Below are 15,228 nucleotides of genomic sequence, written 5' to 3' on the forward strand. Positions count from 1 at the left end.
CAGCGCCCTAATGGTAATCGGTGACTTCTACGCCTCTGCTCCGCCGTCCACCCACCGAAAGCAGATGCGGAATTGATCGTTGATGCGGATCGAATGCTGACCAGCACGGTTGCCTTTCAGCGGCTCAAGCCTGTTGCCGGGAGGCGTCTTCAGGTCTGACAGTTCGGCGGCGTTGTCGATCATGAACACCTTGCGTTGAGCGGAACGAACGAGATCCGATGGGAAGCCCTTCGGAGCCTTGCCTTTCGAAACCGCCTCGCTGGTCTTGTCCTTGAATGAACGTATCATCTGCTCTACCCAGAAGGACGTATCGTTGCATGATACGTCACGGAAGTCAAGAGAAACGTCTCATATAGTGATACGAATTCCGATCGGTCGTTGACCGACCGGCATTTCATATCGGCACGATATCTCGTCCCGATGCCGAACCTTCAACCGCCCGCTTCGGCCACGGAGCGGAAGAAATCCTCGGGATTCTCGACCTCGGTCAACCGCTGCTTTTCGATCAGCCAGAAGCGGTTGCCGATCGTCCTGATGAAGGAACGGTCGTGCGAGGCGAGCAGGCAGCTGGCCTGATGCGCCAACAGTTCCGCTTCGAGCGCCTCCTGGCCATCAATGTCGAGATGGTTGGTCGGCTCGTCGAGCAAATAGAAGTTGGGGTTGGCAAGCCTGAGCGCCAGCATCATCAGCCGCGCCTTCTGCCCGCCGGACAGCACGCCGATCTTTTTCTCCTGCATCTCGATGACCACACCGGCGCCAGCGAGCAGCGAGCGAGCCCGCTGCTCGCCGACATCGAATTTGCGCGAGAGCATCGCCAGCGGCGTGTCGTCGCCGCTGATGCCCGACAGCGCCTGATCGCTGTAGCCGAGCACCGTCGACGGCGTCACCTTCACGCCTTGCGCCGTCGTTTGCGGTTCGACGATGGCATTCCGGATCAAGCCGATCAGCCTTGTCTTGCCGACACCGTTGCGGCCGAGCAGAACGATGCGGTCGCCCTGGCAGATGTGGCGCTTGCCGGTCCTGAACAGCAGCGTGCCATCAGGGGTTTCGACTGCTGCGTCGTCGAGCGTGATCAGCACCTTGGCGTGGGTGCCGCGATTGGCGAGCTTTATCGCGCCAGCCGATTTCTCGCGGTGCGCCGGTGCCGCGGCGTCTTCCAGGCGCTCCGCCCGCTGGTTGAGCTGCTTGGTCTTGACCACCAAAAGATCGCTGCCCGAATTGATGCCGATGTTGTTGAGCTTGGCGGCTTGGCGGCGCAATTGCTGCGCCACTTTCATGTCGCGCTGGAACTTGCGCTCGGTCGAAGCGTCGACCTCGTCCAGTGCCTGTCTTGCCCGCGAATAGGGCAGAGAGAACACCGGCGATTGCTCCGGGCGCAGGAATAGCGTCCGGTTGGTGGTGGCGTCGAGAAAGGCGCGGTCGTGGCTGGCGATCACCACCGGCACTTCGCGCGGCAGCGCGTTCAGCCAGGTTTCGAGCTGGCTGATCTTGGCAAGGTCGAGATGGTTGGTAGGTTCGTCGAGCAGCAGCACATCCGGATCGGTGACCCAGACGCGGGCGATCAGCGCCAGCCTTTGCCAGCCGCCGCTCAGCGCTCGCATCGGCCGCTCGCGCATCGATTCAGGCACGTCGAGCGAATCCAGCACCACGTCGACGCGCCATTGCTCGCTTTCGGCCTGCTCGGTCGGCAAGGCGTCGGCCACCACCTCACGGAAGCTGCGTTCGCCAAGCGCTGCCGGAACGGCTTGCTCGACATGACCGACGCGCAGACCGCGGGTGCGGGTGATGTCGCCGGAGGTCGGCTCGAATTCGCCGGTCAGGCATCTGAGCAGAGTGGATTTGCCGCGGCCGTTGGCGGCGACGATGCCAAGCCGGTCGCCGGTGCCGATGGTGAGATCGAGGTTGGAAAAGAGCGGCGCACTCATGGTGATACCGAGGGTCTTGAGGCTGATCAGGGCCATGTTGATTTCTCTGGTCTGTCCGGAGTGTATTCCGGATCAATGCACTTTGACGGTGCGCAGGCTGGCCATCAGGCTCGGCATTGCAGCACCACGAAGGGCAGACCAAAAAATCGAAGCGGGAAGAACCCGGACCGTCTCTGGTCAGCCCTGCAAGCAAGCTCGCAGGGCAGAAATCGGGCCACGCTGACGATGGTGACGAATAAACGTAAACACGTGAGCCCTCCTTTCAAAGACGTTTGAGTGTGTGAACTGGCTACACCAAGGGCAGGGCGGATGGCAAGTGCCGCGTTAGTCTACTTTCCCGGCCTGCCCGTCTTGCCGGGCCGGCGCTTTTCGCGGCGGGCATCGGCCGGGTCTTCATAAGAGCCGATGCCGGCACGTTCGCGCTTGACCGGCTTGTCGCCTTCGATCGGCGTCTCGGTTCGCCGCACGGTCATTTCGTCGAGCGAGTTCTTCTTGAACAGCGGCTTGGTGGTGTCGCCGGGAATACCGAAATCGGAGCCGTGCGCCTCCTGCGCCGACTGTTTCTTGAACAGCGAACGCGATACGGCACCTGCCGGAGTCGGCATGTCGGTGCCCGGCCCCATGGCATCGAGCGAAGGTTTGGCGAATAGCGGCTTCTTCACCGGTACCGCACCATCGGTGCCCATTTCGTCGAGCGCCGGCTTGTGGAAGAGGTTGGACCGGGCTGCCTTGGCCGCCTCTTCGGCGGCACGCGCCTCATCGAGCTTGCGGAAACGTTCTTGTTCCTCTGATGTACGATGTTTGGCCACGCCCTTATTGTGCTTGCCCTTCTCGCGGCCCGAAACCGGGCTTTCCATGTCGGCGTATTTGGCCAGCGGGTCTTCCGAGATCGACAGTTCCATTTCGCGCAGCCGCTTGATCTCGTCGCGGATGCGGGCTGCCTTCTCGAAGTCGAGATTGGCGGCGTCGTCGCGCATCTGTTTCTCCATCGCGTCGAGATGGGCCTTGAGGTTGTTGCCCATCATGGCGCCGGCGCTGTCGGTGAACTGCGAGATGTCGGCGCGGACATGGTCCTTCTCGTAGACCGAATCCAGAATATCGGAGATGCGCGATTTGACCGATTCCGGCGTGATGCCGTTGGCCTCGTTCCACTCCATCTGCTTTTCGCGGCGGCGGCCGGTTTCGGCCATCGCCCGCTCCATCGAGCCGGTGATCTGGTCGGCATAGAGGATAACCTTGCCGTCGACGTTTCTGGCGGCGCGGCCGATGGTCTGGATCAGCGAGGTTTCCGAGCGCAGGAAACCTTCCTTGTCGGCGTCGAGAATGGCGACGAAACCGCATTCAGGAATGTCGAGACCTTCGCGCAAAAGGTTGATACCGACCAGCACGTCGAAGGCGCCGAGGCGCAGGTCGCGCAGGATCTCGATGCGCTCCAGCGTGTCGATGTCGGAGTGCATGTAACGGACGCGAATGCCTTGCTCGTGCAGGTACTCGGTCAAATCCTCCGCCATGCGTTTGGTCAGCACGGTGACCAGCGTGCGGTAGCCGGCCTTGGTGGTGTCGCGGATTTCGCCGACGACATCGTCGACCTGGGTCTTGGCTGGACGCACCTCGACCGGCGGGTCGATCAGGCCCGTCGGGCGAATGACCTGCTCGGCAAAGACGCCGCCGGCCTGTTCCATCTCCCAGGCGCTGGGGGTGGCCGAAACGGCAATGGAGAGCGGGCGCATGGCGTCCCATTCCTCGAAGCGCAGCGGCCGGTTGTCCATGCAGGATGGCAGACGGAAACCATACTCGGCCAGCGTTGCCTTGCGGCGAAAGTCGCCGCGATACATACCACCGATCTGCGGAATGGTGACGTGGCTCTCGTCGACGAAGACCAGCGCATTGTCGGGAATGTATTCGAACAGCGTCGGCGGCGGATCGCCCGGCTGGCGACCGGTGAGATAGCGCGAATAGTTCTCGATGCCGGCGCAGGAGCCGGTGGCTTCCAGCATCTCCAGATCGAACCGGCAGCGCTGCTCCAACCGCTGCGCCTCGAGCAGTCGGCCAGCCTTTTCAAGCTCTTGCAGGCGGTGCTTGAGTTCTTCCTTGATCGACTTGATGGCTTGATTCAAGGTCGGACGCGGCGTCACATAGTGCGAATTGGCGTAGATCTTGACGCTTTTCAACTCGCCGGTTTTCTGGCCGGTCAGCGGGTCGAACTCGGTGATCGCCTCGATCTCGTCGCCGAACATCGAGATGCGCCAGGCGCGGTCTTCGAGGTGGGCCGGAAAGATTTCGATCGTGTCGCCGCGCACGCGAAACGAGCCGCGGACGAAATTGATGTCCTGCCGCTTGTATTGCTGGGCGACGAGGTCGGCGAGCAGCGAGCGCTGGTCGAGGCGGTCGCCGATCTGCATCTGGAACGTCATCGCGGTGTAGGTCTCGACCGAGCCGATACCGTAAATGCAGGACACCGAGGCGACGATGATGACGTCGTCGCGCTCGAGCAGCGAGCGCGTCGCCGAATGGCGCATGCGGTCGATCTGCTCGTTGATCGAGGATTCTTTCTCGATGAAGGTGTCGGTGCGCGGGACGTAGGCTTCCGGCTGGTAATAATCGTAGTAGGAGACGAAATACTCGACGGCGTTTTCCGGGAAGAATTTCTTGAACTCGGAGTAGAGCTGCGCGGCCAGCGTCTTGTTGGGCGCCAGGATCAGGGCAGGGCGCTGCGTCTCCTCGATCACCTTGGCCATGGTGAAGGTCTTGCCCGAGCCGGTGACGCCGAGCAGCACCTGGGTGCGGTCATTGTCGTTGACGCCCTCGACCAAATCCCTGATCGCCGTCGGCTGGTCGCCGGCCGGCTCGAAATCCGACACCATTTTGATGGCGATGCCGCCTTCTGATTTTTCCGGGCGGGCAGGGCGGTGCGGCGTCCACAGCACGCCGTCCTTGTGCAAGGGATTGCCGGATTCGATCAGCGCCGACAAAGCGGCGACCGTGGCGGTGACACCGCCCGACGCCATGGTCTCGGCATCTTCCAGCGAAATGTCGAGGCCGGCGACCGGATTGAGGCCGGCGGCGGTTCGCTCCCTGGCCGAAGCCGCGCCGCCCATCGAGGTGCCGCGAGCGGTGCGGCCGGCGGCGGCGGAACGCTCGGGGATCTTTTTCGCCGTCTTCGGCGATTTGCCGCCGTCCTTGTCGGAAACGACTTGGCGCCCTTCCTTCTCGGCCTCCTGTTCGATCTGCTCGGCCCAGTCCGCGATCGAGCCGGTTAGTGGCGCACCTGAAAATTCGGCCTGCGGCGCTTCGGCAAAGCCGCCCTTGTGCAACGGTTCCGATGCGTCGAGGAAATCGGTCAGCGGGCTGCGCGGCTTGGGCGGCGAAGCGCGATCGTCACCCGCCGGCGGCGGCGTCTTTTTGTCGGGGAGTTTGGCCATGTCCCGAATATGGGCAGAGTCAGCCAAAATGGAAAGAGCGGAGTGGCGACGGGCGCAGGCCGAAACCATGCTGCTGACACAAGGGTGTCAGGAGCAATGTCGCATCAACCGCGCTCCTTCAGTTGAACCACAGCGCGAAAGTCAGAAACCCTGCGCCACCGAACTGGCGCTGGATCTGGTCGAACTCGCCACCGGTCAGGATCTTTCCGCCCTCGAGATAGGGGGCGATGGCCGGACCGGTAATCGACAGTACCAGGTCGAAGGGCTTTGGCTCATCGAAGAAGCGCTTCATGTTGATGCCTTTGTCGGCGATGCGGAAATGCGGCAGCAAGGTGCGGCCCTCGAGCAGATCCTCGGCCATGGTTAGCGCGGCGAGCCAGGCCTGGACCTGCTCCTCGCCGACTTCGAGACCGGTGAGCGGGTTGGCGCCTTTCTGCTGCGGGCCGGGCAGCCATTCGCGTTCGTTGTCGGTCTCTGCGCGGATCGCCTTCCAGTCCTCGCGCGACAGCCGGATCATTTCCAGCAAATGGCTGCGTGCCGCTTGCCGGCGTTCCGGCTCGACCACCGGCCAGTTGACCAGATGGATCAGCGAGATGAAATCGGCAATGCGCCATTCCGAGGAGAGGATGCTGCCGCTCATGCCACCGTCCGGCGGAACGAGCGTGTCCTGCAGCGGCAGCTTGGCACGCGGGAACAGCATATGGAACGAACCGTCGAACATGCTCCTGAAATCATGCGCCAGCCAGAAATCCGCCTGCGCCATCAGGAATTCGGCATAGCCCTGCAGCCAGTAACCGTCGGCGCGGTCGAAGCGGAAGGTGAGAGCGGGGGCAGTCCCGTCCGGTGCGCCGCCGCCGCGTGACAGGGATGCCATGATCGCGGCCGCACTTTCGTCCGGTGCTATGGTGTCGTCCTCGTTGAGATCGATGCCGACACGGGTGAGGTCGATCTCCATGCCGATATCGGCACCGGCGGGCACCGAACCCAGCGTGGCGGCAGATTTCTGCAGCCGGTCGCGGAAGGCGACCAGAATGGCGCGAAACTCCTCGTAGGTCAGCGGCTGGGGATTGGGATTGTCCGGAACGGGAAGTCGCATCAGCGGCAGCATGAAGGATTGCGGGCTCTCAAAGCCGTGACGATGCAGGCCGCCTGCCAGGATCTCCAGCGCGGTGAAGAATTCACCGGCGCCGGCGGCGTAGGCCGATGCCGGGTCGCTGGGTGCTGCGGCTTCGAGCGTCGCCAGAGCGGTGTCTCGCTCTGCCACGGTTTTCGCCTGGAACAGGGCGGCGACCGTCTCGGGCGCTGCGGCGCCCGCGGAAGAAATCGGCAGGAGGATAACAAAGGCGGATGCCAGCAGGGTTGAAAGTCGCATCTCTTGATCCTCCGTGTTCTACGCCGACCATACATGCATTTGCGCGGCAGGCCTGTTGTTTGCTCTGCGCGTCAGTGGCCACGGCGATCAAGGTGCCTTGGCCAGTTCCCCGTCGATCAGTTTCAACTGGTCTGTGTAGAACGTCTCGAAGCTGGTGGTAAATTTCTGCTCGCGAAAAATCTCGCGGGCGGTCACATAGGCGTCTCTCGCCATGACAAGCTTGGCTTTGTCATGAGTGCGGCTGCCGATGGCAAACAGGATTTCGCCGCGCACCGAATTGGCGCGGCCCCAAAGCACCGGCGAGGTTTCGCGGTTGAGCTCCGTCAGCGCAAGTTCGATCGCCTGCAACCCTTGCTGGAACAGCGGAACGCTGTCCTCGCGCTCGGCCAAAAGCTTGTAGCTGCGTCCGATATTGTAGGTGATCGAAGACCAGTTGACCGGATCACGCTCGCGCGTGATCTCCAGTTGCGCGTTCTTCAAAGCCTCCAGGGATTGCTGGTAGCGCTCGAACCCCTCTTCGCGCAGACCGAGCGACTGCAACGCGCCACCGAGATTGTTCTGGCTGCTGGCCCAGTCCATCGGCTGCGTTTCGCGGGTGCGCACTTCGATCGCGGCGTGGAACGCTACCACGGCGGCTTCCAGGTTCTTGGTGCCATCTTCCAGATCGCCGAGATTGCGGAGCGCAACGCCCAGATTCGATTGCGCCATCGCCCAATTCACCGGCACCGTTTCGCGCGTCCAGACGGTCAGCGCGTTCTGGAATGCCTTGGCAGCCTGACTGAAATTTCGCTTACCGTCTCCGGTCAGGCCAATCGCGACCAAGGCATTGCCGATGTTGTTCTGAATTCCAGCCCAGACGCTTGGGTCGAATTTCTTGGTATAGACTTTTTCCGCCTGTCGGAAAGCTGCGAGCCCCTTCCTGGCGTAGGCGCCACCGCCGCCGCGCTGCCCCATCAAATCATAGGCATTGCCGAGATTGAGCTGGACCGTTGCCCATGCTTCGGGACTGCGCTTGCGGGAAAAGGATTTCAGCGCGTCCTCATAGAGACGAATGGATTGCTCGAGCCATTTGGTACCGTTTTCTCGGTCGGCAAGCGTCATCAATGCGATGCCTTCATTGACCGTGACGCCGGCCGGGCCACCCCAGGTCCGTACGCCGGGCAAAAGCTTGGCTTGCTGGTAGACGCCGAGTGCTTCCTGCAGGGCGGCGTTGTCTCCGCGGAATTTTCCAAGATCGGTCAGCGCGTCGGCTTGGTAGACCTTGTAGAGAAAGGCGTTGTCAGGGTCCCAGCGCTCGGCCTGCACGAAGGCGTCGCCATAGCGCTCGGCCGCCACCCTATAGTCGAAATTGAGCAGCGCGGTCTTGGCGTGGTCGACGAAGGTTTCGGCCAATTCCAGGCGCCTTGCCCTCACATTGGCTTCCGCCTCATCGATTGCTTTGCCAATGTCTTCGGCGCGCAGGCTGGCTCGGGTGCGGAATTTCAGGGCGAGCGCGATGGTGCCCTCGGTTTCGGCCTGGTCGGCCAGGCCGGAAAGCCGGATCAGTTCGGGGTCCCGTCTGGCCTGCACATCACGCTCGGCAAGGATGCTCTTCAGTCGCTGGGCGCCGGAAAAGAGCTGGCCTTGCAGGTCCTTCTGCCCGCCTGACGTATCGACCTCCAGCACGCTGAGCATACCGTAAAGCGCACCCAGCGGCACGCCATTGTAGGCAGCGACCTGCTCGACCATGGAGCGCGTGTCGGCGGGTGTCGTGGCGATGGTGAGCAGCAGCTTGCGCCGCTCGCCGCGGATCGAGGCCTCGTCGCCGATGGGCGCTTCCGGCGACAGGCCGAAATAGAGCAGCCGGCGCAGGCTGGCATTGGTCCATGGCCGTTGGCGGCCGCCCGTCTGCACATAGACCTCTTCGGTGACCATCGTCATCACGTCGCCAAAGGCAAAGCCGCCGGCGGCGAGATGTTTCAGCAGGGCGGCGGCATAGGGGCTGTTGCCTCCCGCATCGCCATCGAGCGCGGCGCGACCTGGTTCAGCGGCGAAGCCGATTACTTCGCCCAGGCTCTGCGGCGCGTCGGCGGCATCGGCGAGAGGGGCGGCACCCCGCGTCAGATCGAGGCCGGCGGCAGCGACCGGCGTCGGGCCCGAGGCTGTAGCTATGGTGGCGCCTGCCGGGAACGGATTGGTGCGGCAGGCATCGAGCAGCACAATGGCGACGGGAACCCTGGCCTTAAGCTCGGCAAGCAGGCCCGACAACGGAACGAGGTTGTTGCCGGCGTCGGCAAGCGAGGACGGGTCGGCGCTGACCGGCACCAGATAATTCTCGCCGCCTGCCTCGATGCCATGACCGGAATAGTAGAGCAGCGCGACGTCGGCGCCTTCCGCATCCTCGACGAAGCGTTGCGGGCTGCGGTCGAGCTTGGCCTTGTCGCCGTCGGTGACGGAGGTGACATCGAAACCGAGTTCGCCAAGCAGGTGGTCGACGGCGCGGGCGTCGTTGGCGGGGTTGGGCAAGGCCGTCAGGTGTTCGTAGCGGGACTCGCCGATGACCAGGGCCACGCCGCGCATCGGCTTGGCGTTCTGCGCTGCGGCGGCGGATGCGCAGGCAAGAACGACAGCGAGAACCGCCAGCAGCAGTGCCGCAAATGCGCATCCCTGATGTCGCCCGACCATCATCGCCCGTGATCCAAACCCGGCACATGCTAATGCGCGGACCTTGTCGGCTCAATGGCGCAAGCGCGGCGGTACGGTGAAACTGTTGCGGCGGAGCATGCGAGGTCGCCGACGATTTACAATCGAAGCGCTTCGCGCTGACAAGCGCATCGTCTACCGTGGCCTTCCATTCCTGTGCAGGCATCGCGTGTCGAACTATCCGCTTTCCTATAAATTGTCGTGGCTGCCGCGCTTCCTGAAGCCGTCGCTTGCCGGCGACATCAGCGGCTTCGCACCGGTTGCCGCAACCTTGATCGATCCGCCGCCGGCGCGGATGGTGCGGCTTGCCTTCGTCGGCGACATCTCCGCGGTGGCCAATCGCAGCGCGCCGCAATGCGATCCGGCGATTGTGGCGCTGCTCGGTTCCGCCGATCTGGTGATCGGCAATTGCGAGAGCCCTGTCGTGGAACGGCCCAGCGCGGTGCTTGGCACGCGACTTGGCACGCACCATGCCATGACCGAGCGGTTTCTCGCCGAGGCGCTGGCGGCTGCCGGGATTTCGCGTGAAAAACTCGTGCTGTCGCTGGCCAACAACCATGTGCTCGACCAAGGCGTCGCGGGTTTCGAGGGGACGGTCGTGGCGCTGAAACGGCTTGGCATCCGTACCATCGGCACCACGACGACGGGGCCGATCGTGAAGGTTCCGGTCGGCCCGCTGACAATAGGCTTCGCCGCCTTCACGCTGTGGCGCAATGCCGATGAGGCTTCGTTTGCGGATCGTGTGTCGATGCAAGGCGACCCGGAGCGCTGGCCGCGCGATGCTGCCAAGGGTGCGGATCTCCTCTGTGCCGTGCCGCATTGGGACTGGGAGTTCCGGCATTTTCCGCGTGGCGAAACACGGGCGCTGGCCAGGCATCTGGCCGGGCACGGCGTCGGACTGATCGCCGGCCACCACGCCCATGTCGTGCAGCCTGTGCAGTGGATCGGCAAGACGCTCGTCGCCTACGGGCTGGGCGATTTCCTTGGCACGGCTCTTGCCCGCCAGCCATGGCCCGGCCGTATCGGTTCCATTCTCGCCGTCGACGTCAGCGCTGACCTCGGCATGCGTGGCGCCATTGCCGCCTACCAGTTGCATGCCTTCATGCGGCTGCGTGCCGGCGACCATGAGCGGCTGGTTGGGGTCGAGGCGCTGGAGGGGCGATTGCGCGGCAAGGTCGAGGGTCGACTGAAAGCGATCTTTGACGGGCAATCCACGGCTGTGTGAAATCTACCCGGCTGGCGACTTTCCCGCAAAAGCAGCTATCATGCCTGGGATAGGCAAGTGTCGGCGGGGGTGACGATGGAAACGGCGGATTTCATGCCGAGCGAGGCGGTGATCGCCGGCATCAGGAATAACATCGAGACCTATGAGGCCGGGCGAGCGTCGGCCTACCGTCAGGTCCGCTGGCGGGTGCCGCTCTACATCGGCCTGGTGCTGGTCTTCGTGGCGCTGACGGCCTGGCTCTTCAACAAGGTCGCCGACCCCAACGAGCAGTGGTTCTCCACGCCGCATGTGTTCCTCTATGTCGGCGGCTTCGTGGCGGCAATCCTGCTCTATTTCCTGGCAACGAAGCCGGCGCGCGCGCTCCAGCAATCGTTCCGCGAAACGCTGCTGCCGATCATCTTCGGCTTCATCGGAGATATGCGCTACCAGCACGATGTGACGCCGAATTCCTTCGACCGGCTGCCGCGCGAGACGGTCGGGTCGTTCAACCGGCAGACCTTCGACGACATCGTATCGGGCCGTTACGAAGGGTTTCTATTCGAGCTATACGAGGCAAATCTCCGGGAAGGGTCGGGCAAGAGCACAAAGACGACCTTCAACGGCGTCATCGTCGCCTTCGAGACCATCGCGCCGTTCCCTGGGATACTGGTGGCGACGCGCCGGGCCAATGTGGTCGTCGGGTTCTTCCGCGGCTTGTTTGCCAGCAAGATGGAAGAACTGTCCAGCGGCGACGCCGCGCTCGATGCTGCCTATGAGTTCCGCTCCGACAATGTGCAAGCGGCACGGCCGCTGGTCAGCGGCAGGCTGGCGCAGGCGCTGAAATGGCTCAGCGAAACATGGCCTGATGATCCGGCGCGAATCGCGCTCAATGGCAGCGACGGCTTTCTGCTGTTGCCGCAGACGAAGAACTTCTTCGAGCTGCCGGATATCTCCGTGCCGCTCGACTACAACACGCATGTCGCGCCGATGATCGCCGACATGGGCGCGATGCTGGCGACGGCAGCACTGGTGCGCAAGATCGGCGCGAAGGATGATGAGGTCAGCTAGGCTGACCCGCGTCAGCAGTCGAAGCCATAGTTCTGGCGATAGTAATCGGCTTCTTCCTTCGCCATTGTCTTGAACAGTACACAGACGGTGAAGCTGCCGACCTGGCGGCTGTTTTTGGTGTAGCCCCAGTCGGAAATATCATCGCGAGTGAATTCGAGCTCCTGGCCGGCCACGACGTTGTGGACGGCCTGCGGCTCATTCGCCAATGTTCCCGAAAAACCGCTTGCGGTCCGATGGAAAGGGATGATCCAGAAATGCTCCGAGGCGTCCCCATCCTTGACCTCGACCTTCAATTTGTAGTCGGTTGTTCCGGCTGGCGGAGCCTCCCACAAAGTCAGGAAATCATCAAGGCTGGCGCGTGCCTGTTCGATCGCTGCCGCCATATCCGGATCGTCCCTGGCCACGCTGACGATCTTGTCGTCACCCTGATCGGAGCTTTGCGCCTCGGCCGATATTGGAGCAAACGCCAACATCAGGGACAGCATGGTGCGGATTGCATTCTTCATGAAACGGCGGCCCTCGACCCCTCTTCGGAAATGTCGACATCCTCGTGCATCAAGCCTGGATTTTCAACCGAGGCGCAGCGTCTTCATGCAGAGGGATCGCCACCACGAACAGGAGGCGGTTGGCGAAGACAAGGGGTTGACCGAACCCAGGAAACAAGACGTGTCCGTGACGATGTTTTCCGACCCGTTTCGTGATGTCGCCGGGCCACGAAATGCGGCAGGTGCGTGGTGGTCACAAGCCGGTTCCGGCGGGCGCCTAACCGACTCTTTTCATGGGAAAAGCGTTGTCACACACGACCGGCCGATTGGTCGGATAAGTTGGGTTCTCAAGCAATGTGTCAGAATTAAGTAGCTGATTCTGTTTGTAAAATTCACTCAACGTGATTTGCGAAGGGCCGCCTTCCGTACCAGTTTGGGGCTGTTCGGTGGCTGTCGCTTCCACGAGGCAGCGGCCCCGGCAAACTGAAACGGAGTACTAACCGATGAAGAAAATCCTTGTAACCACCGCCGCCATGCTCGCCTTCCTTGGCACCGCCTATGCTGCGACCGTTCAAGGCACCATTCAGGCGGTCGACCCGACAACCAAGTCGATCACGCTCGACGACGGCAAGATCTACCAGCTGCCGGCGGAAGCCGCGGTCGAGCAACTGAAGGTCGGCACCAAGGTGGCGGTGACAGTCGACGACAAGACCGGCATGGTCACGTCGATCGAAAAGGCTTCATAGGCCCTCGGCAGCAGGTTGCTGCCAGAAACCCTTCCATGACCAATCTTGCAGTAGCGGCCGGTCCCCGACGGGACCGGCCGCTTTGATGCCGCAGCCGCGCTATTCCTGAGGGCCGCTCACAATCCGTTCGGGACAAACCCTGCCAGCCAGTTCGCCGACCGCTTCGCTATGCCGACCGTCGCAGACGCGGCACGGCCGAGGTCGGTCTTGACCACGGCGTAACCGGCCTTGCTGCGATAGAGCACCGCGCGTCCGCCATCGACCGCCGCTTCATAGGCGACGGGCCGGGCGGCCTCCGTTTCCGTCGCCGTCGCCCGCGATCCGACGGCAGCGCTGGGCCGATGGCTCAATTCGGGAGGGAGCAGGTCTGTCGCGGCTTGGCTGGTCGTCGTCAATTCAGGTCGCGATGCCGTCAGGGCCAGCTGCGATGAGGACGATGGCGTCGTGCGGCAGATGCCGGAGACCAGCGGGTAGTTGAAATTGCGCTCGTGCAACATCTGGCTTTTCATCGCCGCTTCGCAGTCGGCGATGGTCGACCACTTGGCCGGTGTCTCGCCAATATATTCGCAAAGCTTGGCGTCGCAGTCGCAGCCGACGATGGTCATGGCGACAAGGGCGGTCTTGATCACAGTCTTGTCCCTTCAAATTCCTCATCATCAATCGCCGCGGAACAAGGCGGCATTTGGCCGTTATTGTGGAATGAGCATGGCGAGCGAGATGGAACGCTTCACGGAGGCTGCTTGTGGCCGAAAGGCCTCAGTAGTCGTAGACGTGTTCGAGCCTCGCGCCTGCCTTGATCAGTGCCGGCACCACGGTGTGCAGCTTGCGCACGGCGACGGTCAGCCCGGTGCGGCGCATGGCCGGTTCGGCCGGAAGCGGGTAGCTGAACAAAGCACGGGCGCCTTCCGGCACGGCGACCTCGTCGCCGGACAGCACGGTGACCATGATCTCGTCATTGCCGCCGATCTCGACGAAGGAGATGCCCTTGTCGATGAGGCGCGGGATCATCGCGGTGAACACCTGGTTGCGCCTGGTGACGAAGACGGTGCCCTCAGTGCCGAAATCACGCTCGAGCAAGGTGTCGGGTTCGTTTCGCGTCGCTTCGCCGACCGAGCCCTTGGCCCAGACATGGATGTCGAGGAAGGTCGGATCGGAGGTGGCGGCGAGTGCTGACGTGCTCAGATCGGCATATCCCTGCTTGATCGTGTCGACGAGGCCGAAGGCGAGCTTGCGCTCGCTGGTGCGCACCGCGCTGTCGCCCGGCATCGGCTGCACGGCAAACAGGCCGGCGCGCTTTTCGGCATAGGGGAATTGATACCACAGCGCCTGGTCGAGAAAGCCTGCGTATTCGCCCGCCACCTTGGCCTGATAGATGTCGGCGGCGGTGCGTTTGCCGGCGATCGCCTCGGTGACGCGGCCGACCGTGTTCTCATAGGCCCATTGCAGGGCGTGCTCGACCGTATTGCTGGTGCCGATGAAGACCAGCATCTGATGGTCGGCGAAATTGTACTGGTTGTTGGAACTGGCGCGGATGACCATCGCATAGTCCTGCCAGAAGCGGCCGATATACGACCAGTGGGGGAAGCCGCTCGGCTGGTTCTGGTCGACGAAGCCGGCATAGTCGCGCGCGGCATAGACGATCGCCCATTCGGGATAGGTGAGATAGGTCGATTTCTCCGGTCGCTGGTATCCCGGGATTTCGGCACGGACCTTGTCGGCCAGCGCCTTCGGCGGGGCGCTGTCGGCGATGCCCGGCAGCGGCGCGGTGTCCAGGGATGGCGTGGTCAGCAAGCCATAGGCCAACCCGGTGATCGGGACGAGGATGACAATGACGACCAGCCAGAGGATCGTCTTGATGATGCGCTTGAGCCAGCGGAACAGGACCATGGCCGGTCAGGCCGTGGCAGCAAGGGCAAGCTTCTGGAGCAGCGTCATGAAGTGTCCCCCTTCAAGTGACGTTGAACGTTAGCTGATTTTTGGCGACAGTTGCAGTCCCAGCCAGAAAGACCGTTGGAATTGTGGGAATGGCCAAAAGACAGTCGGCGCCGGGATTTCTCCCAGCGCCTCCCTGTCAGATCAGGACACGGTCGCGGCAGCAACTTCCGTAAAGACGTCGCGCCATGCCGGCCTTGATTTTGACGGTCCTGCCAGCCACCACCCGAGGGCAGTGCCCGTTCCGGACCACGCCGACCTCCACCCTTGCGAGCTTCGCCCAGCGCACCATCGAAGGTTTTTGCCGTCCTTCATGGCAGCATCGGTCCGCCGTTGGCGTTCGCACGCTTTCCGCGGCCCCGTAGGTCTCGGCATCCGTCCCTCGAACAGGC

Annotated in this window: 10 protein-coding genes and 1 pseudogene; 3 read left to right on the forward strand and 8 right to left on the reverse strand. The window is 62.8% G+C overall.

Annotated features, from left to right (window positions below; genetic code table 11):
* Positions 1-7: 7 nt before the first annotated feature.
* The 5 genes and pseudogenes from LHFGNBLO_RS16635 to LHFGNBLO_RS16655 form a co-directional block, all read right to left on the reverse strand.
* A pseudogene (locus LHFGNBLO_RS16635) lies at positions 8-288 on the reverse strand (type II toxin-antitoxin system RelE/ParE family toxin).
* A gap of 143 nt (positions 289-431) precedes the next feature.
* The gene (locus tag LHFGNBLO_RS16640) at positions 432-1,961 is read right to left on the reverse strand and encodes an ABC-F family ATP-binding cassette domain-containing protein (protein WP_258609092.1); all 1,530 of its coding nucleotides are present in this window, start codon (positions 1,959-1,961) and stop codon (positions 432-434) included.
* 293 nt (positions 1,962-2,254) lie between these two features.
* Positions 2,255-5,347 carry an excinuclease ABC subunit UvrB gene (gene uvrB, locus LHFGNBLO_RS16645; protein ID WP_258609093.1) on the reverse strand — a complete coding sequence of 1,031 codons (3,093 nt, stop codon included), beginning with the start codon at positions 5,345-5,347 and terminating at the stop codon, positions 2,255-2,257.
* A gap of 118 nt (positions 5,348-5,465) precedes the next feature.
* Positions 5,466-6,719 (reverse strand): hypothetical protein, encoded by a 1,254-nt coding sequence (locus LHFGNBLO_RS16650; protein ID WP_258609094.1) that lies wholly within the window; start codon positions 6,717-6,719, stop codon positions 5,466-5,468.
* Between the two features lie 87 nt (positions 6,720-6,806).
* Complete coding sequence (locus tag LHFGNBLO_RS16655) at positions 6,807-9,386, reverse strand: caspase family protein (protein WP_258609095.1); 2,580 nt, start codon at positions 9,384-9,386, stop codon at positions 6,807-6,809.
* Positions 9,387-9,570: 184 nt separating this feature from the next.
* Here LHFGNBLO_RS16655 and LHFGNBLO_RS16660 point away from each other — a divergent pair, with 184 nt between their 5' ends.
* Entirely contained in the window at positions 9,571-10,626 is a 1,056-nt protein-coding gene (locus LHFGNBLO_RS16660) for a CapA family protein (protein ID WP_258609097.1), read from the forward strand.
* 75 nt (positions 10,627-10,701) lie between these two features.
* Complete coding sequence (locus tag LHFGNBLO_RS16665) at positions 10,702-11,673, forward strand: hypothetical protein (RefSeq protein ID WP_258609760.1); 972 nt, start codon at positions 10,702-10,704, stop codon at positions 11,671-11,673.
* 11 nt (positions 11,674-11,684) lie between these two features.
* On the opposite strand, the gene LHFGNBLO_RS16670 is transcribed toward LHFGNBLO_RS16665, so the two are convergent.
* Positions 11,685-12,179 (reverse strand): YegJ family protein, encoded by a 495-nt coding sequence (locus tag LHFGNBLO_RS16670; RefSeq protein WP_258609099.1) that lies wholly within the window; start codon positions 12,177-12,179, stop codon positions 11,685-11,687.
* Positions 12,180-12,661: 482 nt separating this feature from the next.
* Between LHFGNBLO_RS16670 and LHFGNBLO_RS16675 the strand changes: the two genes are divergently transcribed.
* Positions 12,662-12,904: a DUF1344 domain-containing protein gene (locus LHFGNBLO_RS16675; RefSeq protein WP_258609101.1), complete on the forward strand. Its 243-nt coding sequence runs from the start codon at positions 12,662-12,664 to the stop codon at positions 12,902-12,904.
* A gap of 116 nt (positions 12,905-13,020) precedes the next feature.
* Here the strand turns inward: LHFGNBLO_RS16675 and LHFGNBLO_RS16680 are convergent, their stop codons facing one another.
* Together LHFGNBLO_RS16680 and LHFGNBLO_RS16685 are read right to left on the reverse strand one after the other, a co-directional pair.
* Positions 13,021-13,533 (reverse strand): hypothetical protein, encoded by a 513-nt coding sequence (locus LHFGNBLO_RS16680; protein ID WP_258609103.1) that lies wholly within the window; start codon positions 13,531-13,533, stop codon positions 13,021-13,023.
* Between the two features lie 127 nt (positions 13,534-13,660).
* On the reverse strand, positions 13,661-14,791 hold the full coding sequence (locus tag LHFGNBLO_RS16685; RefSeq protein WP_258609105.1) for a hypothetical protein: 1,131 nt from the start codon (positions 14,789-14,791) through the stop codon (positions 13,661-13,663).
* Positions 14,792-15,228: the final 437 nt, after the last annotated feature.

It is taken from the genome of Mesorhizobium sp. AR10, from assembly GCF_024746795.1.
GTDB lineage: Bacteria > Pseudomonadota > Alphaproteobacteria > Rhizobiales > Rhizobiaceae > Mesorhizobium.